The sequence below is a fragment of the Streptomyces sp. LE64 genome, assembly GCF_052606915.1.
In genome coordinates this window covers 934,692-957,500 of record NZ_CP199708.1, presented here as the reverse complement: position 1 = coordinate 957,500, position 22,809 = coordinate 934,692, and the positions used below count along the sequence as shown (strand labels likewise).

The following is a 22,809-nucleotide window of genomic DNA, read 5'->3' as shown; positions in this document are numbered from 1 at the left end:
GGGAATGGTGAAAAGTACCCCGGGAGGGGAGTGAAATAGTACCTGAAACCGTGTGCCTACAAGCCGTGGGAGCGTCGGATGCCAGCACTTGTGTTGGTGTCTCGTGACTGCGTGCCTTTTGAAGAATGAGCCTGCGAGTTTGCGGTGTGTTGCGAGGTTAACCCGTGTGGGGAAGCCGTAGCGAAAGCGAGTCCGAATAGGGCGTTTGAGTAGCATGCCCAAGACCCGAAGCGGAGTGATCTAGCCATGGGCAGGTTGAAGCGGCTGTAAGAGGTCGTGGAGGACCGAACCCACCAGGGTTGAAAACCTGGGGGATGACCTGTGGTTAGGGGTGAAAGGCCAATCAAACTCCGTGATAGCTGGTTCTCCCCGAAATGCATTTAGGTGCAGCGTCGTGTGTTTCTTGCCGGAGGTAGAGCACTGGATAGGCGATGGGCCCTACCGGGTTACTGACCTTAGCCAAACTCCGAATGCCGGTAAGTGAGAGCGCGGCAGTGAGACTGTGGGGGATAAGCTCCATGGTCGAGAGGGAAACAGCCCAGAGCATCGACTAAGGCCCCTAAGCGTACGCTAAGTGGGAAAGGATGTGGAGTCGCAGAGACAACCAGGAGGTTGGCTTAGAAGCAGCCACCCTTGAAAGAGTGCGTAATAGCTCACTGGTCTAGTGATTCCGCGCCGACAATGTAGCGGGGCTCAAGCGTACCGCCGAAGTCGTGTCATTGCAGTATGTACTCCTAACGGGGACTGTGATGGGTAGGGGAGCGTCGTGTGCCGGGTGAAGCTGCACTGGAAGGTAGTGGTGGACGGTTCACGAGTGAGAATGCAGGCATGAGTAGCGATACACACGTGGGAAACGTGTGCGCCGATTGACTAAGGGTTCCTGGGTCAAGCTGATCTGCCCAGGGTAAGTCGGGACCTAAGGCGAGGCCGACAGGCGTAGTCGATGGATAACCGGTTGATATTCCGGTACCCGCTGTAGAGCGTCAAACATTGAATCAGGCGATGCTAAGCCCGTGAAGCCGTTCCGGACCCTTCGGGGAATGGAAAGTGGTGGAGCCGGTGACCCGGACTTGTAGTAGGTGAGTGATGGGGTGACGCAGGAAGGTAGTCCATCCCGGGCGGTGGTTGTCCCGGGGTAAGGGTGTAGGACGTCAGGTAGGTAAATCCGCCTGGCAATAGTCTGAGACCTGATGCCGAGCCGATTGTGGTGAAGTGGATGATCCTATGCTGTCGAGAAAAGCCTCTAGCGAGTTTTATGGCGGCCCGTACCCTAAACCGACTCAGGTGGTCAGGTAGAGAATACCGAGGCGTTCGGGTGAACTATGGTTAAGGAACTCGGCAAAATGCCCCCGTAACTTCGGGAGAAGGGGGGCCATTCCTGGTGATGGGCTTTGCGCCTTGAGCTGGGGGTGGCCGCAGAGACCAGCGAGAAGCGACTGTTTACTAAAAACACAGGTCCGTGCGAAGCCGTAAGGCGATGTATACGGACTGACGCCTGCCCGGTGCTGGAACGTTAAGGGGACCGGTTAGCTGCATTTCGGTGTGGCGAAGCTGAGAACTTAAGCGCCAGTAAACGGCGGTGGTAACTATAACCATCCTAAGGTAGCGAAATTCCTTGTCGGGTAAGTTCCGACCTGCACGAATGGCGTAACGACTTCTCGACTGTCTCAACCATAGGCCCGGTGAAATTGCACTACGAGTAAAGATGCTCGTTTCGCGCAGCAGGACGGAAAGACCCCGGGACCTTTACTACAGTTTGATATTGGTGTTCGGTTCGGCTTGTGTAGGATAGGTGGGAGACTGTGAAGCGGCCACGCCAGTGGTTGTGGAGTCGTTGTTGAAATACCACTCTGGTCGTGCTGGATGTCTAACCTGGGTCCGTGATCCGGATCAGGGACAGTGTCTGATGGGTAGTTTAACTGGGGCGGTTGCCTCCTAAAGAGTAACGGAGGCGCCCAAAGGTTCCCTCAGCCTGGTTGGTAATCAGGTGTTGAGTGTAAGTGCACAAGGGAGCTTGACTGTGAGACCGACGGGTCGAGCAGGGACGAAAGTCGGGACTAGTGATCCGGCGGTGGCTTGTGGAAGCGCCGTCGCTCAACGGATAAAAGGTACCCCGGGGATAACAGGCTGATCTTCCCCAAGAGTCCATATCGACGGGATGGTTTGGCACCTCGATGTCGGCTCGTCGCATCCTGGGGCTGGAGTCGGTCCCAAGGGTTGGGCTGTTCGCCCATTAAAGCGGTACGCGAGCTGGGTTTAGAACGTCGTGAGACAGTTCGGTCCCTATCCGCTGCGCGCGTAGGAGTCTTGAGAAGGGCTGTCCCTAGTACGAGAGGACCGGGACGGACGAACCTCTGGTGTGCCAGTTGTTCTGCCAAGGGCATGGCTGGTTGGCTACGTTCGGGAGGGATAACCGCTGAAAGCATCTAAGCGGGAAGCCTGCTTCGAGATGAGGGCTCCCACCCACTTGATGGGGTAAGGCTCCCAGTAGACGACTGGGTTGATAGGCCAGATATGGAAGCCGGGTGACCGGTGGAGTTGACTGGTACTAATAGGCCGAGGGCTTGTCCTCAGTTGCTCGCGTCCACTGTGTTTGTTCTCAGACAACGAACAGTTGTGCTGGTTGAACAATGGCACTGATTAATTGAAGAGTGTGCTTGTTCGCTGAGCCCTGTTCGACTCCATCGTCGAGGTGGAGTTACTGATAGGGTTTCGGTGGTTATAGCGTGAGGGAAACGCCCGGTTACATTCCGAACCCGGAAGCTAAGCCTTTCAGCGCCGATGGTACTGCAGGGGGGACCCTGTGGGAGAGTAGGACGCCGCCGAACAATCTTTCAAGGACCCTTGGTCCCAGCGTACAGCGCTGGGACCAAGGGTCCTTTTTGTTTTGCTGAGAAGCGCTAGCCCTATGACTGCGCGAGAATGACTGCGGTACCGAAGACAGGAGTCACCGATGTCCACGAACTCTGCCGACGATCGCTCGGAGCGAGGCCCGTTCCGGCGGGACAGCGGTGACCGTGGGGGGTACCGCGGAGGACCCCGCCGCGACAACGACCGCGGGGGATACGGACGACGAGACGACCGGGACCGCGGCCGCGATGACCGCGGAGGCCGTTCCGACCGTGACCGTGGTGGGGCGTCATCCGAGCGTCGCGACCACGGCGACCGTGGCGGGCGTCCCCCCTTCCGACAGGACGACCGGGACCGCGGTGGTTTCCGTCGTGATGATCGTGGGGATCGTGGTGGTTTCCGTCGTGATGATCGTGAGCGTCGTGATGATCGGCGTGATGACCGGGGTGGGTTCCGTCGTGAGGGCGATCGTCCGTCCTACCGGCGGGATGACGACCGGGGTGGGTACCGGGGGAACGACCGTCGTGACGACCGGGGTCGGGATGACCGTGGTCGTGACGGAGACCGCGACCGGGGTGGGTTCCGTCGTGAGGGCGACCGCCCGACCCACCGTCGCGACGACGACCGCGGCGGCTACCGACGCGACGACCGCCGAGACGACCGCGAGCGCGGAGGTTACCGCGGCCGGGACGGTGAGCGGTCGGGCTTCCGCCGTGATGGCGACCGCCCCTCGTACCGTCGTGATGACCAGCGGCCCGGTGGTGACCGCGGTGGTTTCCGTCGTGATGATCGTGGTCGTGATGGGGATCGTGGTGGTTTCCGTCGTGATGATCGTGAGCGTCGTGATGATCGGCGTGATGACCGGGGTGGGTTCCGTCGTGAGGGCGATCGTCCGTCCTACCGGCGGGACGACGACCGGGGTGGGTACCGGGGGAACGATCGTCGTGACGACCGTGGTCGTGACGGAGACCGCGACCGGGGTGGGTTCCGCCGTGACGGCGACCGCCCGACCCACCGTCGCGACGACGACCGCGGCGGCTACCGACGCGACGACCGCGGACCCGCGGGCGGCGCACGCGGCGGGTTCCGAGACCGTGACGACCGTGGCCGGGACGGGGCCCGCGGCGGCTATCGGCGTGACGACCGGGGACGTGACGGAGACCGCGGCGGATTCCGTCGGGACGAACAGCGCTCCGGCGGTGACCGCGGCGGCTTCCGCCGCGACGACCGCGACCGCGGACGGGGTCCGGGCCGTGACGACAGCCGTGGCCGCTCCGGCGGCGGCTACCGGGGCCGTGACGATCGCCGCGACGACGACCGCAGGGGCGGTGGCCGGTTCGGTGACGACCGGGACCGCGACCGTGAGCCGATCAAGCGGCTGCCCATCCCCGAGGACGTGACCGGCGAGGAGATCGACAAGGACGTGCGGCAGGAGCTCCAGAGCCTGCCCAAGACGCTCGCCGACGACGTCGCGCGCAACCTCGTCATGGTCGCTCGACTGATCGACGAGGACCCCGAGACGGCCTACGCCTACTCCCGCATCGCCTTGCGGCTGGCCTCCCGGGTCGCGGCCGTGCGCGAGGCGGCGGGATTCGCCGCGTACGCCAACCAGAAGTACACCGAGGCCCTCGCCGAGTTCAGGGCCGCCCGGCGGATGACCGGCCGGGTGGAGCTGTGGCCCCTGATGGCCGACTGCGAGCGGGGCCTCGGACGGCCGGAGAAGGCGCTGGACATGGCCGGAGCCCCCGAGGTGCAGAAGCTCGACAAGGGCGGCCAGGTCGAGATGCGCCTCGTCGCGGCCGGCGCGCGGCGCGACCTCGGGCAGCTCGACGCGGCGATCGTGACCCTCCAGAGCCCCGAGCTCGCGTCGAACGCCGTTCAGACGTGGACCGCGCGGCTCCGCTACGCCTACGCCGACGCCCTGCTGGCTGCCGGCCGGGAGGACGAGGCCCGGGAGTGGTTCGCCAAGGCCGTCGAGTCCGACAAGGACGGCACGACCGACGCCTCGGACCGGCTCGCGGAGCTGGACGGCGTCGAGTTCGTGGACGCCCTGGACGACGAGGTCGAGCACACCGAGAGCGCCGGAACCGACGAGGACGGCGCGGCCGACGGGGCGGAGGAGTCCGCAACGGACTCCGGTGCGGCGGAGGGCAGCCCCTCCGAGCCGACCGTGACCAGGTCGGAGGTGGCCCCCGAGGGCCGGGCTCCCGAAGCGGGAACGCGGGAAGCGGCCGGGGACGACGATCCTGCCGGCGTGGACACCGAGAACCGTGACGAAGGGCAGCACCCGTCCGACCGGTGACGGCCGGCGCGGGAGCGAAGGACGGCTGAACGTGTGGGGCGGACTCCAGGAGTTCGCCCCACACTGCTGTCAGCGGTCGGTCCTCAGAGGCCGAGGCTCCGCAGGACCAGCCCCGTCGCCGGCTTGGGGCCGAACGACGTGGACTTCCGCGGCATCATGACCCCCTGGCGTGCCAGGTCGCGTACGACCTCCTCGCGCACGGGATGCAGCAACACGGCCGTGCTGCCGTCCCGCTCCGCCTTCGCGACCGTGGCCGGGGCGTCATGGATGTAGGAGATGCGCTCGGGGTGGTCGGGCACCCCCCACACCCGGTCGATCAGGGTGGAGTGCAGCACGGTGGCGTCCAGGGTGCGCCAGGCCGCGGGGCGGTCCTGCGGGACCGTCCCGGTGAGCAACTCGGGGTCGGGCCGGTCGATCAGGTGGAACGCACCGTCGCCCGCCAGGAGGAAGGCGTTGCCCTCCGAGGCTGCCGCACCGAGTGCGGCCACGGCACCGTCGAGGGGCCCGGGCACCGTCCGGACGCGGAAGCGTCCCTCCAGCGCGGCGAGGGCCCGAGCGGTCGGGAACCGGTGCAGCAGCCGGTGGATGGCACGGACCCGCAGGGGATAGCGAACGGTGTCGACCAGGAGCACGAGGCCGTGGTCCCACGGACTCGGCGACCGATGCGCCGCCCGCAGCCGGAGGTAGGTGGCCCACCGGTGGTGGCCGTCCGCGATGAGTGCCTGACGGCGGGCGAGGTCCGCACGGACTTCCGCGATCTCCTCCGCCGCGGTCACCGCCCACAGCCGGTGGCGCACCCCGTCCTCGGTGGTCGTCGTCAACAAGGGCTCCCGCCCGGTGGCACGATCGATGACGGCGGCCGTGCCGCCTCCCCCGGCGTCCCCCCGGTACGTCAGCAGGAGCGGATCGAGGTTGGCCCTGGTCGCACGCATCAGGGCGGCGCGGTCCGCCACCACCGGGGCCATCACGTCCTCGTGGGGCAGCACGATCCCCTCGGCGGACTCCGACAGCCGCAGGGCGCCGATCACCCCGCGCTGTAGGTGCCCGCCCTGCTGCTGCTCGTACACGTACAGCCCCGGGGTCGGGTCGGCGACGAGGACGCCGTCCGCCAGCCAGCGGCCGAGGGTGTCCGCTGCCCGCTCGGTCCGGGCGCTCGGCGACACGGCCTGGGGAAGGATCAACCGGACGATGTTGTGGGGGTCCGCGGACTCCAACTGGTGCAACCCGTCGGGGCGGACCACCACGTCGTACGGGGGCGAGGTCACCGCGGCCAGGTCGCCGATCCGTTCCGGGGCGTAGCGCACTCCCCGGAACGGCGCCAGGTCGAGCCCTCCGGCCGTCTGCTCGTCCGGCTGAGGTCGCCCGGCACCCGCATCGTTCATGACGGCATCGTAGGTCGCCCCCGGCGTGGGGGATGATCGGGGGAGTACGACCCACGAGGAGCGATAGCCGATGAGCCAGACCGTGCAGCACGGGCCCGCCGCCAGCGACCGCCCGTTGAGCGAGGCGTACGACACCGCCCTGCTGGACCTGGACGGAGTGGTGTACGCCGGCGGTAACGCCATCGCGCACGCCGTCGACTCGCTCGATGCGGCGCGGTCCGCGGGAATGCGACTCGCCTATGTGACCAACAACGCCCTGCGCACGCCGGACGCAGTGGCCGCCCACCTCACCGAACTGGGCATACCGACCACCGCGGGTGAAGTGATCACCTCGGCGCAGGCCGTTGCCCGGCTCGTCGCCGCGGACGTGCCGGCCGGCGCCCGCATCCTGGTGATCGGCGGGGAGGGGCTGCGGGCCGCACTGCGGGAACGCGGGCTGACCCCCGTGGAGTCGGCGGACGACGACCCGGTGGCCGTGGCGCAGGGCTACGGGGGCCCCGAACTGCCGTGGGGACGGTTCGCTGAGGCGGCGTACGCGATCGCCCGGGGGGTGCCCTGGTACGCGTCGAACACGGATCTGACGATCCCGAGCGGGCGGGGGATCGCCCCGGGCAACGGGGCGGCCGTGGAGGTCGTCCGGATCGCCACCGGTGCCGAGCCGCGGGTGGCCGGCAAGCCGTTGCCGCCGATGCACCGGGAGAGCATCCTGCGGACCGGTGCGCGGCGGCCCCTGGTGGTGGGGGACCGGTTGGACACCGACATCGAGGGCGCGGTCAACGGAGGGGTGGACTCCCTGCTCGTCCTGACCGGGGTGACCGATGGGGCGCGCCTGTTGGCGGCGCCGCCGCAGCACCGCCCGACCTATGTCGACGCGGACCTGCGCGGGCTGCTGACCGGGCAGCCGGAGGTCGAGGCCACCGGGGCCGGCGGAGGTCCGCAGCGGTTCCGGTGCGGAGCCTGGACGGCGTGGGCCGGTCCGGACCGGCTGGAGGTCCGGGCGGGGACCGGGGACGCCCCGGACGGGATCGACGGCCTGCGGGCGCTGTGCGCGGCTGCCTGGGAGGCGGCGGGCGAGGGGGCGTGCACCCTGGACGGTTCCGCGGCGCTCGCCCGGGTGGGCCTGTAGGCCGTACCGGTCGGTCCTCCCGGTCCTCCCGGGCCTCCCGGACCGGGAGGACCGGTCCGGCGGCCGGAGTCAGAGCAGGGAACGCAGCCGCAGGAGGTCCCGCATGCCGGCTTCCAGACCGATCCGGCCCGAACCCCAGGCCCGGGCGAAGTTCAACCGGCCGTCCACGAGCGCGACGAGGTCGTCGCTGGTCATGGTGAGCCGGATCTGCGCCCGCTCGGGCGGGAGGCCGTTCACCACGTTCTGCACCTCGATCCGGCCGTCGTGGAGGCGGCCGGTGAACGTCACGTCGAGGTCCTTGACCCGACAGGTGAGAGAACGGTCCATCGCCGCCGCGCGCGCACGGCCTTCGGCGGTCGCCATGTTGTCCGAGAGCTGTTCGAGTGCGGCACGGCACTCCTCGATCGTCGCCATCGTGAGCGACGGTACCCCAGTCCTTCGGGGTAGCGTCGGGACATGAACAGCGACTTTCCGACCGGGGCGGTACCCGGGCCGTCCCGGACCACGGCCGTGCCCGCCCCCCCGCCCGGTTCGGGCGGGACACCGGAAGCCGGAGGATCCGACCGCCTCCCCGGAACGGAAGGACCCGCCGAGGGTCCGACTCCGCTGGGCGTCGACCGCTTCCCCACCGGGCATCCACCGGTGGACGCGCACCTGACCAGGCTGGCCGACGCCGACCGCCTCGCCACCGAGGGCCACCTCGCGGTGTACGAAGATGTCCATCGGGGCCTGCGCGAGACACTGACCGCGCTCGACCAACCCACGGGCCCACCGGCCCCCGCGCCACCGCGAGGACCGGCACCTTCGTACGACCACAGGAGCTGAACCGAACGTGGCAGGAGTGGCACGCCGCCGACTCGACGCCGAACTGGTCCGCCGCAAGCTCGCCCGCTCGCGCGAACACGCCAGCCAACTGATCGCCGCGGGGCGGGTCACCGTGGGCGGCACCCCCGCGACCAAGCCCGCGACCCAGGTCGAGACCAGTGCGGCCGTCGTCGTCACCCAGGACGAGGACGATCCCGGCTACGTCTCGCGGGGAGGGCACAAGCTCGCCGGGGCCCTCGGGGCGTTCGTCCCGCGGGGGCTCGTGGTCCACGGGCGACGCGCGCTCGACGCGGGCGCGTCCACCGGCGGCTTCACCGACGTCCTGCTGCGCGCCGGGGCCGGTCACGTCGTGGCCGTGGACGTCGGGTACGGGCAACTGGCCTGGTCCCTCCAGAGCGATGCTCGCGTCACGGTCAAGGACCGCACCAACGTCCGCGACATGACGCTGGAGACGATCGACGGCGTTCCGGTCGACCTGGTGGTGGGGGACCTCTCCTTCATTCCGTTGGGGCTCGTCCTCCCGGCGCTCGTCCGGTGCGTCGCCCCGGACGCCGACCTGGTGCTGATGGTCAAGCCGCAGTTCGAGGTGGGCAAGGAGCGGTTGGGCAGCGGCGGAGTGGTCCGTAGCCCCGAACTGCGCGCCGAGTCCGTACGGCGGGTCGCCGGCCGGGCGGCCGAACTCGGCCTCGGCGTCAGGGGAGTCACGGCCAGTCCGCTGCCCGGTCCCTCGGGGAACGTCGAGTACTTTCTGTGGCTGCGGGCCGGGGCACCCGAACTCGACCCCGCTGACGTTGACCGTGCAGTGGCGGAAGGACCGCGTTGACACAGAGCCGAGTTCGTACCGTATTCCTCCTGGCGCACACGGGACGGCCCGCGGCCATCCGCAGTGCCGAACTCGTGGTTCAGGGACTGCTCCGCGCCGGGCTCCGCGTCCGGGTGCTCGAAGCGGAGGCGTCCGACCTGCCGCTGCCCCCGTCCGTGGAACTCGTCCAGGAGGCGACGCCGGCCTCCCTCGACGGCTGCGAACTGTTGATCGTGCTCGGCGGTGACGGAACCCTGCTGCGGGGGGCGGAGTTCGCGCGGGCCTCCGGGGTGCCGATGCTCGGGGTGAACCTCGGCCGGGTGGGCTTCCTCGCCGAAGCCGAACGGGACGACCTCGACAAGGTCGTCGACCGGGTGGTGACCCGGGCGTACGAGGTCGAGGAACGGATGACCATCGACGTCGTGGTCCACCGCAACGGCGACGTGGTGCACACGGACTGGGCCCTGAACGAGGCGGCCGTCCAGAAGGTCTCCCCGGAGCGGATGCTGGAAGTGGTCCTGGAGGTCGACGGGCGGCCCGTGACCGGCTTCGGCTGCGACGGCATCGTCTGCGCGACCCCGACCGGCTCCACCGCCTACGCGTTCTCCGCGGGAGGACCCGTGGTGTGGCCCGAGGTCGAGGCGTTGCTGATGGTGCCGATCAGCGCGCACGCCCTCTTCGCCAAGCCGTTGGTCACCTCCCCGAACTCGGTGCTGGCGGTGGAGGTGCAGCCGCACACCCCGCAGGGCGTGCTGTGGTGCGACGGGCGGCGCACCATCGAACTGCCCCCCGGGGCCCGGGTGGAGGTGCGGCGGGGCGCGGTGCCCGTGCGCCTGGCCAGGTTGCACCACGCCTCGTTCACCGATCGGCTCGTGGCGAAGTTCGCCCTGCCCGTGTCCGGTTGGCGGGGCGCACCGCAGTGATCCTCCCGCTCCGCCGACCGGGCCCGGGCGCGGCGGCGGGGCGGCGGGGGAGGGGAACGACGAGGGGCGGGCCGCTCGGACGGCCGGTCGACTGCTCATGCCTTCCAGAGTGCGTCCCGTCCCGGGCGGACGCCATGAGGTTTCCCGCACGGACGGACTGCGGAAGACCACAGGTCCGCGCACGGCTCGCCGGACGGGGAACACGGACGGGCCGGGGTCCGCGCGGCCACCCGCAGGGGTGACACCCGCTCGCGCCACCGGTCCCGTCACCAGCGAGTTCGGCGAACGGGGCCGGGGGCCGTCGCACATCGGGCCCCGGACCTCGTAAGGTCGTGTCCGTGTTGGAGGAGATGCGGATACGGTCACTCGGGGTCATCGACGACGCGGTGGTCGAGCTGTCGCCCGGCTTCACCGCGGTGACGGGCGAGACCGGTGCCGGCAAGACGATGGTGGTCACGAGCCTGGGCCTGTTGCTCGGCGGACGGGCGGACCCGGCCCTGGTGCGGATCGGTGCCAAGTCGGCCGTCGTGGAGGGGCGGATCAGCGTGCCCCCCGCCGCGGCCGCCCGGGCGGAGGAGGCAGGTGCGGAACTGGAGGACGGGGTCCTCCTGGTCAGCCGTACGGTCTCGGCCGAAGGCCGCTCCCGCGCGCATCTGGGCGGGCGGTCCGTGCCCGTCGGAGTGCTCGCCGAACTCGCCGACGACCTCGTCGCCGTGCACGGTCAGACCGACCAACAGGGGTTGCTCAAGCTCTCCCGCCAGCGCCAGGCCCTCGACCGGTACGCGGGGGACGCGGTCGCCGTCCCGTTGGCCCGCTACACCAGCGCGTACCGCAGGATGCGCGCCGTCACGGGGCAGCTCGACGTGCTCACCACGCGCGCCCGGGAACGGGCGCAGGAGGCCGACCTGCTGCGGTTCGGACTGGACGAGGTGGCGGCCGTGGAACCCCGCGCCGGCGAGGACGCCGAGCTCGCCGCGGAGGCGGAGCGGCTCGGGCACGCCGAGGCGCTGGCCTCGGCCGCGACGCTCGCCCACGCCGCGCTGGCGGGGAACCCCGAGGACCCCGAGGGCATCGACGCGGCCACCCTGGTGGCCGGGGCGCACCGGGCCCTGGAGGTGGTGCGGGTGCACGACCCGGCCCTCGCCGCCCTGGCCGACCGGATCGGGGAGATCGGCATCCTGGTGGGCGACGTGGCCGGCGAGCTCGCCGGTTACGCGGGTGATCTGGACGCCGATCCGCGGCGGCTCGCGACCGTCGAGGAACGGCGGGCGGTCCTGGGGCAGCTCGTCCGCAAGTACGGCGGCGCGGACCAGGACCTCGCCTCGGTGCTCGCCTGGGCCGAACAGGGGGCCGCCCGCCTCCTCGAACTCGACGGGGACGACGACCGGATCGACGAGCTCACCGCGGAACGCGACGGACTGCGCGGCGAGCTCGGCGCGCTCGCCCGGACGCTGACCGTGGCCCGGCAGGAGGCGGCGGCCCGCTTCGCCGCCGCGGTGACCGCCGAGCTGGCCTCGCTGGCGATGCCCCACGCGCGGGTGCACGTCGACATCCGACAGACCGACGACCCCGAGGGCGTCGAGGCGGAGGGCCGGACGGTGGCCTACGGGCCGGCGGGGTGCGACGAGGTGGAGCTGTTGTTGGCGCCGCACCCCGGTGCCCCGGCGCGTCCCATCGCCAAGGGGGCCTCCGGCGGCGAGCTGTCCCGGGTGATGCTGGCGGTGGAGGTCGTGTTCGCCGGTACCGACCCGGTGCCGACGTACCTGTTCGACGAGGTCGACGCGGGCGTGGGCGGCAAGGCCGCGGTCGAGATCGGCCGGCGCTTGGCGCGCCTCGCGAAGTCCGCGCAGGTCGTCGTGGTCACCCACCTTCCCCAGGTGGCGGCCTTCGCCGACCGTCAACTGCTGGTGGAGAAGACGAACGACGGGTCGGTCACCCGCTCGGGCGTGAAGGTGCTGGAGGGGGAGGAGCGCATTCGGGAACTGTCCCGGATGCTGGCCGGGCAGGAGGACTCCCAGACCGCCCGCGCCCATGCCGAGGAGCTGCTGGCCGCCGCCCGCAAGGACGCCTGACGACCCGACGACCGGACGGGGCCGATCGGGGCGGCCCGACAGCGGCGTCGTTCGGGTCGGACGGGTGTTCCCGGACGGTGTGCGGTACGTTCCTTCGCGTCGTGTCCGCCCCGTGTCGTCCGCCGTGTCCGCGGACGTCCCCCCGGAACAGGAGCCCCACCCCGGTGATCAGCCACGCGCCGCACGGCCAACGGCCCTTGCGCACCGTGCAGGTGCTCGGCGGCGGGGGGAGCACCAGCGGCGTGCATGTCCGCTCGCTCGCCGCCGGCCTGGTCGCCCGGGGGGTGCGGGTCACGGTCGCGGCGCCCGCCGAGGTGGGGCGGGCCTTCGCCTTCGACGGGGTGGGCGCCGGTCACGCGCCGCTGCCGCGGGGCGCCGACCCCACGTCGATCGCGGCCCTGCGGGCGCTGTGCGCGGACGCCGACCTGGTGCACGCGCACGGGGTGGACGCCGGGCTCCGGGCCGGGCTGGCCCTCGCCGGACGGCGGCTGCCGCTCGTCGTCACCTGGCACGAGCGCGCCCGACCGCGGGGCGCGTGGACGCACGCCGTGCGCCTGGCGGAGCGCAGGGTGGCCCGCTCGGCGAGCGTGGTGCTCGGTTCGTGCGGGGACTTAGTGGACCGGGCCAGACGGCGGGGGGCGCGGGACGCGCGCCTCGCGGCGGCGGTGCTCCCGGGCCCGGCCGGTGCCGGCCGGGGACCCGAGGCCGAGGTGGCACGTCAGAAGGCGCGGGCCGAACTCGGTTCGGCGGGACGGCCGCTGGTGGTCGCCGCGGGGCCGCTGGAGACGCACCGCGGGTACGAGGTGCTGCTGGACGCCGTACCGCGCTGGGCGGGGCTGGACCCGGTGCCGCTGTTGGTGATCGTGGGAGAGGGGCCGCTCCGGGGGGCGCTGCGACGGAGGATCGACTCCGGGGCGCTGCCGGTGCGGCTGTCGGGGCGGCGGGACGAGCCGCTCGACCTGCTCGTCGGGGCGGACGTCGTGGTGGTGGCGAGTCCTTGGGAGGGGCGGTCCGCGCTCGCCCAGGGGGCGCTCAGGGCGGGGGTGCCGTTGGTGGCCACCGCGGTGGGCGGCACCCCCGAACTGGTGGGGGACGCCGCCGAACTGGTGCCCTACGGGGACGCGGGGGCCCTGGGGGAGGCGGTGGTGCGGGTGCTGGGTGACCCCGGCCGACGGCGGTGGTTGCGGGAACGGGGGTTCGCCCAGGTCGCGACCTGGCCCACGGAGGACGAGACGGTCGCCCAGGTGTTGAGCGTGTACGACGAACTGACCAGGCCCACGCTGTGGCGTTGAGGGCGGGCACCGTCCTCGGCGTGCTCAGTCGAGGTGCCGGCGGGCGCGGAGCGCCAGGCTGAGCGTCAGGACGGTCTGGGGGTCGTCCAGGTCGACGCCCAGCAGTTCGCCGATCCGGGCCAGCCGGTTGTAGAGCGTCTGCCGGTTGAGGTGGAGGGCCCGGGCGGTCTCCGCCTTGCGCCCCGCGTGCGCCAGGTAGGTCTCCAGGGTGGGCAGCAGCGGGGGCTTCGCCCGGGCGTCGTGCTCGCGCAGCGGGCCGACGGCCCGGTCCACGAAGGCCGTGAGGTCCGGGTGGTCCCGCAGCCGCCACAGCAGCAGGTCGATGTCGAGGCGCCGGGCGTCGTACCAGGGGCGGCCGTCCGGGTCCCGGGCGGCGGTCGCGGTCTGCGCGGCGTGCCGCAGGCCGGCCGAGGCGACCGCCCAACCGCCGCTGTCGCCCACCACCACGATCGGCGCGCCGGCACCCGGGCGGTGCAGCCCGGCGCGTTCGACGCCGGTGCGCAGCGCGGCGGCGGCCCGGTCGGCGACCGCGGTGCGGTCCGCCGTCGAGCGCAGGGCGAGGAGCAGGGGCATCCGCCCCTCCACCGGGCGCACCCCGAGCAGTACCGGGGTGCCCAGGGCGGCCAACTCCTCCGCGACGGCCCGGGCCAGCACCGCCCAGCCGCCGCCGGTGGTCAGCCCGCCGTCGCCGGGCATCCGCATCACGACCGGGAGCAGCGGGGCGTTGCCGGGGCGGAAGCCGAGCACCCGGGCCTGGGCCGGAGCGTCCTCGGGGGTGACCCGGCCTTCGGCGAGGTCGGTGAGGAAGTCGCCCCGGCCGCGGGCGGCGAGTTCCTCCTCCTGCCGGGCCTGCATCAGCACTACGGCCAGCGAGTCGGCCGCCCGCTCGGCGGCGATGCGGTGCACCGGTGCGGACGGTGCGGTGACGGGGAGCAGCACGAGCCGGGCGCGCGGGGCGCCCGGCCCGGAGCCGGGTCCGCCGCCGGGGACGTCCACCACGACGGCGCCGGCCGGGGTGCCCCGTTCCCGGTCGGCGCGGCCACCGCGCAGCCGGTCCCACACCTCGCGGGGCTGGGTGCGGTCGGTGTCCGCGCCGGCCGCGTACAGCAGGTGCCCGTCCGGCGTCTCCAGGAAGGCGGGGTTGCCGCTGAACTCGGCGAGGATCGCCAGGACCTGAGGGATGCCCCCGCCGCCGAGCAGGGCCCGGGTGCAGCGGTGGGCGACCTCGTCGGCGCGTTGCAGGAGCGCGTAGTGGCCGTTGACGATCTCGGTGTGGACCTCTTCGGTGACGGTGACGAAGGGGACCTCCCGGTGCAGTTGGACCAGGGGGAGCCCGGCCGCGCGGGCCGCCTCGACCAGCGCGGTCGGCAGTCGGGGGAAGCGGGGGCCCAGCTCGACCACGAGGGCGGCGATGCCCCGCAGCGAGAGGTCGCGGACGAAGGCGCGCTGTTCGGCGGGGCGGGTGCCGAGGGCGACACCGGTGGTGAGGAGGAGTTCGCCGCCCTTCAGCAGGGAGGCGATGTAGGGGACCTCGCCGGCGTGCACCCAGCGGACCGTCCGGTGCAGCCGGTCGGCCCCGGCGACCACCTCGGGCAGGCCGCTGCGCAGGCCCGGCAGTTCCAGGGCCCGTTGCACGGTGATTCCGCCCGGGGTGTCCGCCCCGTCCCGACTGTCCATGCTGGGACGTTACCCGTCCGCCGGCGGGGCGGGCATCCGGGTCGGTTTCCCCGGGGTCGGGCGGCGGCCGTCCCGGCGGGCGGGGCCCACCGGGACGGGGGGCGCTCAGCCCCCGTAGGCGCCGGACGCGGTCAAGCGGAGCGCGGTGTCGATGAGCGGAACATGGCTGAAAGCTTGCGGAAAGTTGCCGACCTGACGTTGCAAGCGGGGGTCCCACTCCTCGGCGAGCAGGCCGAGGTCGTTGCGGAGGGCGAGGAGCTTCTCGAAGAGCTTCTGGGCCTCCTCCACCCGGCCGATCATCGCGAGGTCGTCCGCGAGCCAGAAGGAGCAGGCGAGGAAGGCGCCCTCGTCCCCCTCCAGGCCGTCCACGCCGGCGTCCGCGCCGGCCGTGGGGTAGCGCAGGATGAAGCCGTCCGAGGTGGACAGCTCGCGCTGGATGGCCTCGATGGTGCCGATGACCCGCTTGTCGTCCGGCGGCAGGAAGCCCATCTGCGGGATGAGCAGCAGCGAGGCGTCGAGCTCGCGGGAGCCGTACGACTGGGTGAACGTGTTGCGTTCCTTGTCGTAGCCCTTCTCGCAGACGTCGCGGTGGATGTCGTCGCGCAGCGTGCGCCAGCGCTCGACGGGGCCCTCCACGTCGCCGGACTCGATGAGCTTGATGGTGCGGTCGACGGCGACCCAGGCCATGACCTTGGAGTGCACGAAGTGGCGCCGGGGCCCGCGCACCTCCCAGATGCCCTCGTCGGGCTCCGTCCAGTGCTGCTCCAGGTAGCCGATGAGGCGCAGCTGGAGCAGGGAGGCGTAGTCGTTGCGGGCCAGCCCGGTCATGTGGGCCAGGTGCAGGGCTTCGGTGACCTCGCCGTACACGTCGAGCTGGAGTTGGTGGGCGGCCCCGTTGCCGACCCGGACCGGCGTGGAGCCCTCGTAGCCGGGCAACCAGTCCAGCTCGCTCTCGCCGAGTTCCCGCTCGCCGGCGATGCCGTACATGATCTGGAGGTTCTCCGGGTCGCCGGCGACCGCGCGCAGCAGCCACTCGCGCCAGGCGCGGGCCTCCTCCCGGTAGCCGGTGCGCAGCAGCGAGGAGAGGGTGATGGCGGCGTCGCGCAGCCAGGTGAAGCGGTAGTCCCAGTTGCGGACGCCGCCGATCTCCTCGGGCAGGGAGGTGGTGGGGGCGGCGACGATGCCGCCGGTGGGGGCGTAGGTGAGGGCCTTGAGGGTGATCAGGGACCGTACGACGGCCTCGCGGTAGGGCCCGTGGTAGGTGCAGTGGGCGACCCACTCGCGCCAGAAGTCGGCGGTGGCCTCCAGGGACGCCTCGGGTTCGGGGCGGGCCGGCGGCTGGTGGTGGGAGGGCTGCCAGGACAGGGCGAAGGCGATGCGCTGGCCGGCGGCGACGGTGAAGTCGGAGTAGGTGGTGAGGTCCTCGCCGTAGGTGTCGGCCTCGGTGTCGAACCACACCGAGTCGGGGCCCGCGACGGCGACGGTGCGCTCCTCGACGCGGTGCACCCAGGGCACGATCCTGCCGTAGGAGAAACGCATCCGCAGGGCGGAGCGCATGGGCACCTCGCCCGAGACGCCCTCCACGATGCGGATGACCTGCGGGGCGCCGTCCCGCGGGGGCATGAAGTCGGTGACCCGGACCGTGCCGTGCGGGGTGTCCCACTCGGAGTCCAGGATGAGCGAGTCGCCCCGGTAGCCGCGGCGGGTCGCCGGGGGCGGGGTCCGGTCGTCGTGAGCGGGACCGAGGCGCCAGAAACCGTGGTCCTCGGTGCCGAGCAGGGCCGCGAAAACGGCGTGTGAGTCGAAGCGGGGCAGACAGAGCCAGTCCACTGTTCCGTCCCGACAGACCAGGGCGGCGGTCTGCATGTCCCCGATGAGTGCGTAATCCTCGATGCGCCCGGCCACGTGCAACTCTCCAGTCGAACGGCCGCCAGCGGACCCCCGCGGGGGCCGGCTGTGCGGTCAAGATGATCCAAGTCAAGGGCGTGCCGACGGGCTCGTGGTACCGGGGACGGGCTGGGGTGGTGCCGTTTTGCCGGCCTGGCTCGGCAGCAATGTCCGACGAGGATACGACGCGCTCAAGGGTTGCGGGTCCCGCTCAGGTGAACACATTTGCGCCAACGGGGTGAGCCCCGGAGGCGTGTCGTACCACCGTCGTGTGCGTCGTGTGGGGGTCCGGCGCCCCCTCCTCCCGGCGGTTCCCCCTCGGCGGAGGGGGATGACGCGGCGTCCTCGCAACGGCACGGACGGTTTCCTTCCGGGAAGCGGTCGGTGGGGGACGCCCGGGGTCGGGAACCCCCTCGGCCCAGCGGGGTGCCCTTCCGGGGCTCTGTGTGGCGGCGCGGGCGCGCACGGTGCTCGGGAGCGGTCGCGGCGGGGCACTGTTACCCTGGTAGCCCGTGGACCGGTGGGCTCGCAGGAGTCCGCAGCGACAGCGACGAGACCCCCGAACCGCAGCGCAGGCACCACCCGATTCTTCCGGGCCGGGCGCCGATCCGCATCTCAGACAGCGACCACGGGAGCCCCTCTTGGCCATGCCGAATCGATCCGCGACGTCCCCGACGACCAAGCACATCTTCGTCACCGGAGGTGTCGCCTCCTCCCTCGGCAAGGGCCTGACGGCCTCCAGCCTGGGCGCGCTGCTCAAAGCGCGGGGTCTGCGGGTCACCATGCAGAAGCTCGACCCCTACCTGAACGTCGACCCCGGGACCATGAACCCGTTCCAGCACGGCGAGGTCTTCGTCACCAACGACGGAGCCGAGACCGACCTGGACATCGGGCACTACGAGCGCTTCCTCGACGTCGACCTCGACGGCTCGGCGAACGTGACCACCGGGCAGGTCTACTCCCAGGTCATCGCCAAGGAGCGGCGCGGCGAGTACCTGGGCGACACCGTCCAGGTCATCCCGCACATCACCAACGAGATCAAGCAGCGCATCCGCCGGATGGCCACCGACGACGTGGACGTCGTCATCACGGAGGTCGGCGGCACCGTGGGCGACATCGAGTCGCTGCCGTTCCTGGAGACGGTCCGGCAGGTCCGCCACGAGGTCGGCCGGGACAACGTCTTCGTCGTCCACATCTCGCTGCTGCCCTACATCGGCCCGTCCGGCGAGCTGAAGACCAAGCCGACCCAGCACTCCGTGGCCGCGCTGCGCAACATCGGCATCCAGCCCGACGCGATCGTGCTGCGCGCCGACCGCGAGGTGCCCGTCGCGATCAAGCGCAAGATCTCCCTGATGTGCGACGTGGACGAGGCCGCCGTGGTCGCCGCGATCGACGCGAAGTCGATCTACGACATCCCCAAGGTGCTGCACACCGAGGGACTGGACGCCTACGTCGTGCGCAAGCTCGACCTGCCGTTCCGGGACGTGGACTGGACGCTCTGGGAGGACCTGCTCGACCGGGTCCACAACCCCGACCACGAGGTCGCCGTGGCCCTGGTCGGCAAGTACATCGACCTGCCGGACGCGTACCTCTCGGTCACCGAGGCGCTGCGCGCGGGCGGCTTCGCCAACAGGGCCCGGGTGAAGATCAAGTGGGTCGCCTCCGACGACTGCCGCACCCCCGAGGGCGCCGCCCGGCAGCTCGGTGACGTCGACGCCGTCTGCATCCCCGGTGGCTTCGGCGACCGCGGGGTGAGCGGCAAGGTCGGCGCGATCCAGTACGCCCGCGAGAACAAGGTGCCGCTGCTCGGCCTCTGCCTGGGCCTCCAGTGCACGGTCATCGAGGCGGCCCGCAACCTCGCCGGCATCCCGGACGCCAACTCCACCGAGTTCGACGCGGCCACCGGCAACCCGGTGATCTCCACCATGGCCGAACAGCTGGACATCGTCGCCGGCGAGGGCGACATGGGCGGCACCATGCGGCTCGGCATGTACCCGGCGAAGCTGGCCGAGGGCTCCCTCGTCCGCGAGGTCTACGACGGCAAGGAGTACGTGGAGGAGCGCCACCGCCACCGCTACGAGGTGAACAACTCCTACCGGGCGGAGCTGGAGAAGAAGGCCGGCCTCCAGTTCTCCGGGACCTCCCCGGACGGGAAACTGGTGGAGTACGTCGAGTACCCGCGCGACGTGCACCCCTACCTGGTCGCCACCCAGGCGCACCCCGAGCTCCGCTCCCGCCCGACCCGCCCGCACCCGCTCTTCGCCGGGCTGGTGAAGGCCGCCGTGGCCCGCAAGACCGCGGAGTGACCGCCCCGGCCCCGGCCCGCGGGGACGGGGCCGGCCGCCACCGCCGGTCACAGGCGATACGGTGAACGACTGGGGCGCGTGCCACACCGGCACGCGCCCCGTTCGTTCGACGACGCGCGGGAGGAACACGGCGATGACCATCAAGGACACCCCGGAGGAGTGGGAGACCCGGGCGAGCGAGACCCCGTTCGTCGGCAACAAGACCTCGGTGCGCACCGACGAGGTGGTCATGCCCGACGGCACCGTGGCCCGCCGCGACTACCAGGTCCACCCCGGCTCCGTCGCGGTGCTCGCCCTCGACGACCAGGACCGGGTCACCGTCATCGACCAGTACCGCCACCCGGTGCGGCAGCGGCTCTGGGAGATCCCCGCGGGGCTCCTCGACGTCCCCGGCGAGAACCCCCTGCACGCGGCCCGGCGCGAGCTGTACGAGGAGGCCCACCTCAAGGCCGAGGACTGGCGGGTCCTCACCGACGTGTACACCACCCCCGGCGGCTGCGACGAGGCGGTGCGGATCTTCCTGGCCCGCGAACTGTCCGAGGCCCAGGGCGAGCGGTACGCCGTCGAGCACGAGGAGGGCGACATGACGGTCACCTCGGTGCCGCTCGCGGAGCTGGCGCGCGGCGTCCTCGCCGGGGAACTGCACAACAACTGCCTCGTCGTCGGGGTGCTCTCGCTGGTCGCCGCCCGGGCCGGGGGCGGGCTGGACGCGCTGCGCCCGGCCGACGCCCCCTGGCCGGCCCGGCCCTTCGACGCCTGAGGTCCGGGTGGGGCGGCCCGGGCCGCCCCACCCGTTCACCCGGTCGTACGGATCGGCAGATGATCCGATCGGGCGACCTGCGCATTCCGTCCGCCGTGCTCCCCGCTCTTCGTCGCAGAGCGTGAACTAGGCTCTGAAAGCACCCCGTCCGGAGCCCCGGCGGGCATCTGCACGCAGTGGAACGGGAGTGGGCCCGTGACGGACCAGGCGGTGGACACCAGCGGCACGAGGCTGTCCGCGGACGGGCGCTCCCGGGCGACCGCGACCGCCTCCGCGGACGGTCAGTTCCTGGGGCGCACCAGGGAGTTGAAGGAACTCCTGGCCGACATCGAACGCGCCGGACTCGACACCATCGCCGGCAAGAAGCCGCCCAGCGCCCGGGTGCTGCTCATCGCCGGCCGACCCGGCTCCGGGCGCACCGCACTCGCCGAGGAGCTCGCCCGGCGGATCGCCCACCGTTACCCGGACGGGGTGCTGCGCGCCCGGCTCACCGACCCGGACGGCACCCCCGTCCCCACCGACCGGGCCGCCCGCGCCCTGCTCGCCGCCCTGGAGGTGCCCGCGCCGGCCGGGGCCCCCGCCGAGGACCTCAGCGCCGACCTGCGGGCGGCCCTCGCCGATCGACGGGCCCTGTTGCTGTTGGACGGCGCCACCGACGCGGAACAGGTGGACGAACTCCTTCCGCCCGCTCCCGACAGCCTCGTCCTCACGGTCACCGAACGCCCGCTGACCGGACTGGTCGACGTGCGGCCCTGCACCCTCGGCGGGCTCGACACCAAGACCGCCGTGGAACTCCTCACCCACTGGACCGGCACCGTCCGCGTCACCGTCGACCCCTGCGCCGCCGAAGGGCTGGTCGAGGAGTGCGGCGCCCAGCCCGCCGCCCTGGTCCTCGCCGGCGGCTGGCTGGCGGCCCGGCCCGAGGTCTCCGTCGCCGACCTCGCCAAGCAGTTGCGGGCCCGCGCGGACGACGGCCCGGTGCTGGCCCGGGTCTTCCAGCATGCCTACGAGGCCCTGCCCGCCCCCTCCGCCCGGATACTGCGACTGCTCGGCCTCACCCCCGGGGGCCTCGCCGACCCGCACACCGCCTCCGCGCTCGCGGGCTGCTCGGTCTCCGCCGCCCGGAACCTCCTCGACGACTTCACCGCCCTCGGCATGCTCCGCCGGGTGCCCTCCCCGCTGCCCCAGTACCAGGTGCCCGACTGCCTGGTCCCGCTGCTGCGGGTGCTCCGCGAGGCCAAGGACCGACCGGGCGAGGTCCAGCTCGCCCGGGCCCGGATGCTGGAGCGGACCGTGCGCCTGCTCCAGTCCTGCCGGGCGATCACCCAGACCGACGACGCCGTGGCCCAGGAGCGGCTGGCCGGACTGCCCCGCTCGCTTCGCTTCCCCCACCCCCGGGCCGCCGCCGAATGGCTGCGCATCCGGCGCCCCGCCCTGCTCGCCGCCGCCCGCGCCGCGGTGGCCGACGGCGAGCTGGACACCCTCGCCCGACGGTTGATGGCCGCGCTGACCCGGGCCTTGGTCGCCCACGAGGGGGCCGTCTCCGCCGCCGCCGACCTGTACGCGATCCACCAGCTGGTGCTCGACGTGGCCCGCCGCCGCGACCTTCCGCGGGAGGAGGCCGCGGCGCTGCTGAACCTCGCCGACCTGGACACCCGCACCGGTCGCACCGGGGAGGCCCTCACCCGTTACCGGAGCGCGCTGGACGCCGCGCGTCGTGCCCGTGACCCGTACGCCACGGGCCGGGCGACGGAATCCATCGGCGGCGCCCACCAGGAGCTCGGCGACTGGTACCGGGCGGCCGACTGGTACGGACGGGCGCTCGCCCACCGGCTGGCCCGCGACGAGCGGGACGACGCGGCGCGCCTGCACGGCCGGATCGCCGGGGTGCAGACCTACGCCGGTCGCTACGGCGATGCCATGCGCAACTGGCGGTCGGCGATTTCCGGCCACCGTCGTTCCGGGGACACCGCCGCGGTGGCCCGTGCCCTGAGCGAGCTGGCCCGGGTCCAGGAGTACGCCGGGCGTCCCGAGGAGTCCCTCCAGACCTGTCGGCAGGCCGTCGAGTGGGCCCGCAGGGCGGAGGACGTCCGGCTCCAGGCGGCGCTGCAACTGCGGCTCGCCGACACCCTGGACCGGCTCGGCGAGTCCTCCGCGGCCCGCCTGCACCGCAGCGCGGCGGAGCGCATGCTCCGGCAGGAGTTCCCGCCCGACGAGGGCCACCCCGTGCCGGGCGAGGCCCCGGCACCGGAATCCGGCCGCCTCCGGGCCGCCCGCGGCCCAAAGGACGAGCCCTCGCCCGCCGCGGAATCCGAGGGCGAGGGCGGCGGACCGGTGGAGGAGCACAGGCCCGGCGGGGGCGGCACGGGCGGGGGCGCCGAGACTGCCACCGAAGCCGCAGAGCCCCTAGCGACCTACGAAATCCGCAGTGGAGCTCGTAAAGATTGATGCTTTGTAAGGCTAGACAGCGAGAAGTCCTTCATTAGACTGGGATTCGCCACGTGCTGCGTGGCGCCTTCCGGCATGTCCCCCATGTTCGTGTGCATCGGGTTTTGTTCGGATGTGCAACGTGTTATCCGAACCCTCTGAGCCAAGGACCGTGATC

Annotated in this window: 14 protein-coding genes and 2 rRNA genes (1 of these 16 cut by a window edge); 11 read left to right on the top strand and 5 right to left on the bottom strand. The window is 71.8% G+C overall.

Translation table 11 applies throughout. The features are described 5' to 3' along the window. Together ACSMX9_RS04215 and rrf are read left to right on the top strand one after the other, a co-directional pair. Nucleotides 1-2,572: ribosomal RNA gene (locus ACSMX9_RS04215) — 23S ribosomal RNA — on the top strand; it begins 553 nt to the left of the window's first position. A gap of 139 nt (nucleotides 2,573-2,711) precedes the next feature. Next, nucleotides 2,712-2,828, top strand: a 5S ribosomal RNA gene (gene rrf / locus ACSMX9_RS04210). Nucleotides 2,829-3,139: 311 nt separating this feature from the next. On the opposite strand, the gene ACSMX9_RS04205 is transcribed toward rrf, so the two are convergent. Continuing rightward, nucleotides 3,140-3,865: a hypothetical protein gene (locus ACSMX9_RS04205; RefSeq protein ID WP_445400071.1), complete on the bottom strand. Its 726-nt coding sequence runs from the start codon at nucleotides 3,863-3,865 to the stop codon at nucleotides 3,140-3,142. A gap of 408 nt (nucleotides 3,866-4,273) precedes the next feature. Here ACSMX9_RS04205 and ACSMX9_RS04200 point away from each other — a divergent pair, with 408 nt between their 5' ends. Beyond that, nucleotides 4,274-5,152 (top strand): hypothetical protein, encoded by an 879-nt coding sequence (locus ACSMX9_RS04200; protein ID WP_445402884.1) that lies wholly within the window; start codon nucleotides 4,274-4,276, stop codon nucleotides 5,150-5,152. 83 nt (nucleotides 5,153-5,235) lie between these two features. On the opposite strand, the gene ACSMX9_RS04195 is transcribed toward ACSMX9_RS04200, so the two are convergent. Continuing rightward, a complete protein-coding gene (locus ACSMX9_RS04195) occupies nucleotides 5,236-6,534 on the bottom strand; it encodes a DUF1015 domain-containing protein (RefSeq protein WP_445400069.1) in 1,299 nt (432 codons plus the stop codon). A 70-nt stretch (nucleotides 6,535-6,604) separates the two neighbouring features. Between ACSMX9_RS04195 and ACSMX9_RS04190 the strand changes: the two genes are divergently transcribed. Then, on the top strand, nucleotides 6,605-7,660 hold the full coding sequence (locus ACSMX9_RS04190; RefSeq protein ID WP_445400067.1) for an HAD-IIA family hydrolase: 1,056 nt from the start codon (nucleotides 6,605-6,607) through the stop codon (nucleotides 7,658-7,660). Between the two features lie 69 nt (nucleotides 7,661-7,729). Here ACSMX9_RS04190 and ACSMX9_RS04185 read toward each other — a convergent pair whose 3' ends face one another. Next, the gene (locus ACSMX9_RS04185; RefSeq protein WP_351242827.1) at nucleotides 7,730-8,074 is read right to left on the bottom strand and encodes an SCP2 sterol-binding domain-containing protein; all 345 of its coding nucleotides are present in this window, start codon (nucleotides 8,072-8,074) and stop codon (nucleotides 7,730-7,732) included. A gap of 418 nt (nucleotides 8,075-8,492) precedes the next feature. Here ACSMX9_RS04185 and ACSMX9_RS04180 point away from each other — a divergent pair, with 418 nt between their 5' ends. From ACSMX9_RS04180 to ACSMX9_RS04165, 4 genes are all read left to right on the top strand, one after another. Continuing rightward, complete coding sequence (locus ACSMX9_RS04180) at nucleotides 8,493-9,308, top strand: TlyA family RNA methyltransferase (RefSeq protein WP_445400065.1); 816 nt, start codon at nucleotides 8,493-8,495, stop codon at nucleotides 9,306-9,308. After that, complete coding sequence (locus ACSMX9_RS04175; protein ID WP_351242823.1) at nucleotides 9,305-10,210, top strand: NAD kinase; 906 nt, start codon at nucleotides 9,305-9,307, stop codon at nucleotides 10,208-10,210. Before ACSMX9_RS04180 ends, ACSMX9_RS04175 begins: the two co-directional genes overlap by 4 nt. Nucleotides 10,211-10,560: 350 nt before the next feature. Beyond that, nucleotides 10,561-12,282 (top strand): DNA repair protein RecN, encoded by a 1,722-nt coding sequence (gene recN / locus ACSMX9_RS04170; RefSeq protein WP_445400063.1) that lies wholly within the window; start codon nucleotides 10,561-10,563, stop codon nucleotides 12,280-12,282. A 164-nt stretch (nucleotides 12,283-12,446) separates the two neighbouring features. Then, nucleotides 12,447-13,574, top strand: a complete 1,128-nt coding sequence (locus tag ACSMX9_RS04165) for a glycosyltransferase family 4 protein (RefSeq protein WP_445400061.1) — start codon at nucleotides 12,447-12,449, stop codon at nucleotides 13,572-13,574. A gap of 24 nt (nucleotides 13,575-13,598) precedes the next feature. Here the strand turns inward: ACSMX9_RS04165 and ACSMX9_RS04160 are convergent, their stop codons facing one another. Next, nucleotides 13,599-15,251, bottom strand: coding sequence for a PucR family transcriptional regulator (locus tag ACSMX9_RS04160; protein ID WP_445400059.1), 1,653 nt, complete (start codon nucleotides 15,249-15,251; stop codon nucleotides 13,599-13,601). 105 nt (nucleotides 15,252-15,356) lie between these two features. Continuing rightward, nucleotides 15,357-17,156 (bottom strand): glycoside hydrolase family 15 protein, encoded by a 1,800-nt coding sequence (locus ACSMX9_RS04155; RefSeq protein ID WP_351242815.1) that lies wholly within the window; start codon nucleotides 17,154-17,156, stop codon nucleotides 15,357-15,359. Nucleotides 17,157-17,785: 629 nt separating this feature from the next. Between ACSMX9_RS04155 and ACSMX9_RS04150 the strand changes: the two genes are divergently transcribed. From ACSMX9_RS04150 to ACSMX9_RS04140, 3 genes are all read left to right on the top strand, one after another. Then, nucleotides 17,786-19,444, top strand: a complete 1,659-nt coding sequence (locus ACSMX9_RS04150; RefSeq protein ID WP_445400057.1) for a CTP synthase — start codon at nucleotides 17,786-17,788, stop codon at nucleotides 19,442-19,444. 133 nt (nucleotides 19,445-19,577) lie between these two features. After that, entirely contained in the window at nucleotides 19,578-20,204 is a 627-nt protein-coding gene (locus tag ACSMX9_RS04145; RefSeq protein WP_445400055.1) for an NUDIX domain-containing protein, read from the top strand. A gap of 195 nt (nucleotides 20,205-20,399) precedes the next feature. Continuing rightward, entirely contained in the window at nucleotides 20,400-22,652 is a 2,253-nt protein-coding gene (locus ACSMX9_RS04140) for a tetratricopeptide repeat protein (protein ID WP_445400053.1), read from the top strand. Nucleotides 22,653-22,809 lie beyond the last annotated feature (157 nt).

What these genes read in the sequence shown, in the direction of transcription:
- ACSMX9_RS04195 (WP_445400069.1), bottom strand. Translation starts at nt 6,534, where the DNA reads ATGAACGATGCGGGTGCCGGGCGACCTCAGCCGGACGAGCAGACGGCC.
- ACSMX9_RS04190 (WP_445400067.1), top strand. Translation starts at nt 6,605, where the DNA reads ATGAGCCAGACCGTGCAGCACGGGCCCGCCGCCAGCGACCGCCCGTTG.
- ACSMX9_RS04185 (WP_351242827.1), bottom strand. Translation starts at nt 8,074, where the DNA reads ATGGCGACGATCGAGGAGTGCCGTGCCGCACTCGAACAGCTCTCGGAC.
- recN (WP_445400063.1), top strand. Translation starts at nt 10,561, where the DNA reads ATGCGGATACGGTCACTCGGGGTCATCGACGACGCGGTGGTCGAGCTG.
- ACSMX9_RS04160 (WP_445400059.1), bottom strand. Translation starts at nt 15,251, where the DNA reads ATGGACAGTCGGGACGGGGCGGACACCCCGGGCGGAATCACCGTGCAA.
- ACSMX9_RS04150 (WP_445400057.1), top strand. Translation starts at nt 17,786, where the DNA reads ATGCCGAATCGATCCGCGACGTCCCCGACGACCAAGCACATCTTCGTC.
- ACSMX9_RS04145 (WP_445400055.1), top strand. Translation starts at nt 19,578, where the DNA reads ATGACCATCAAGGACACCCCGGAGGAGTGGGAGACCCGGGCGAGCGAG.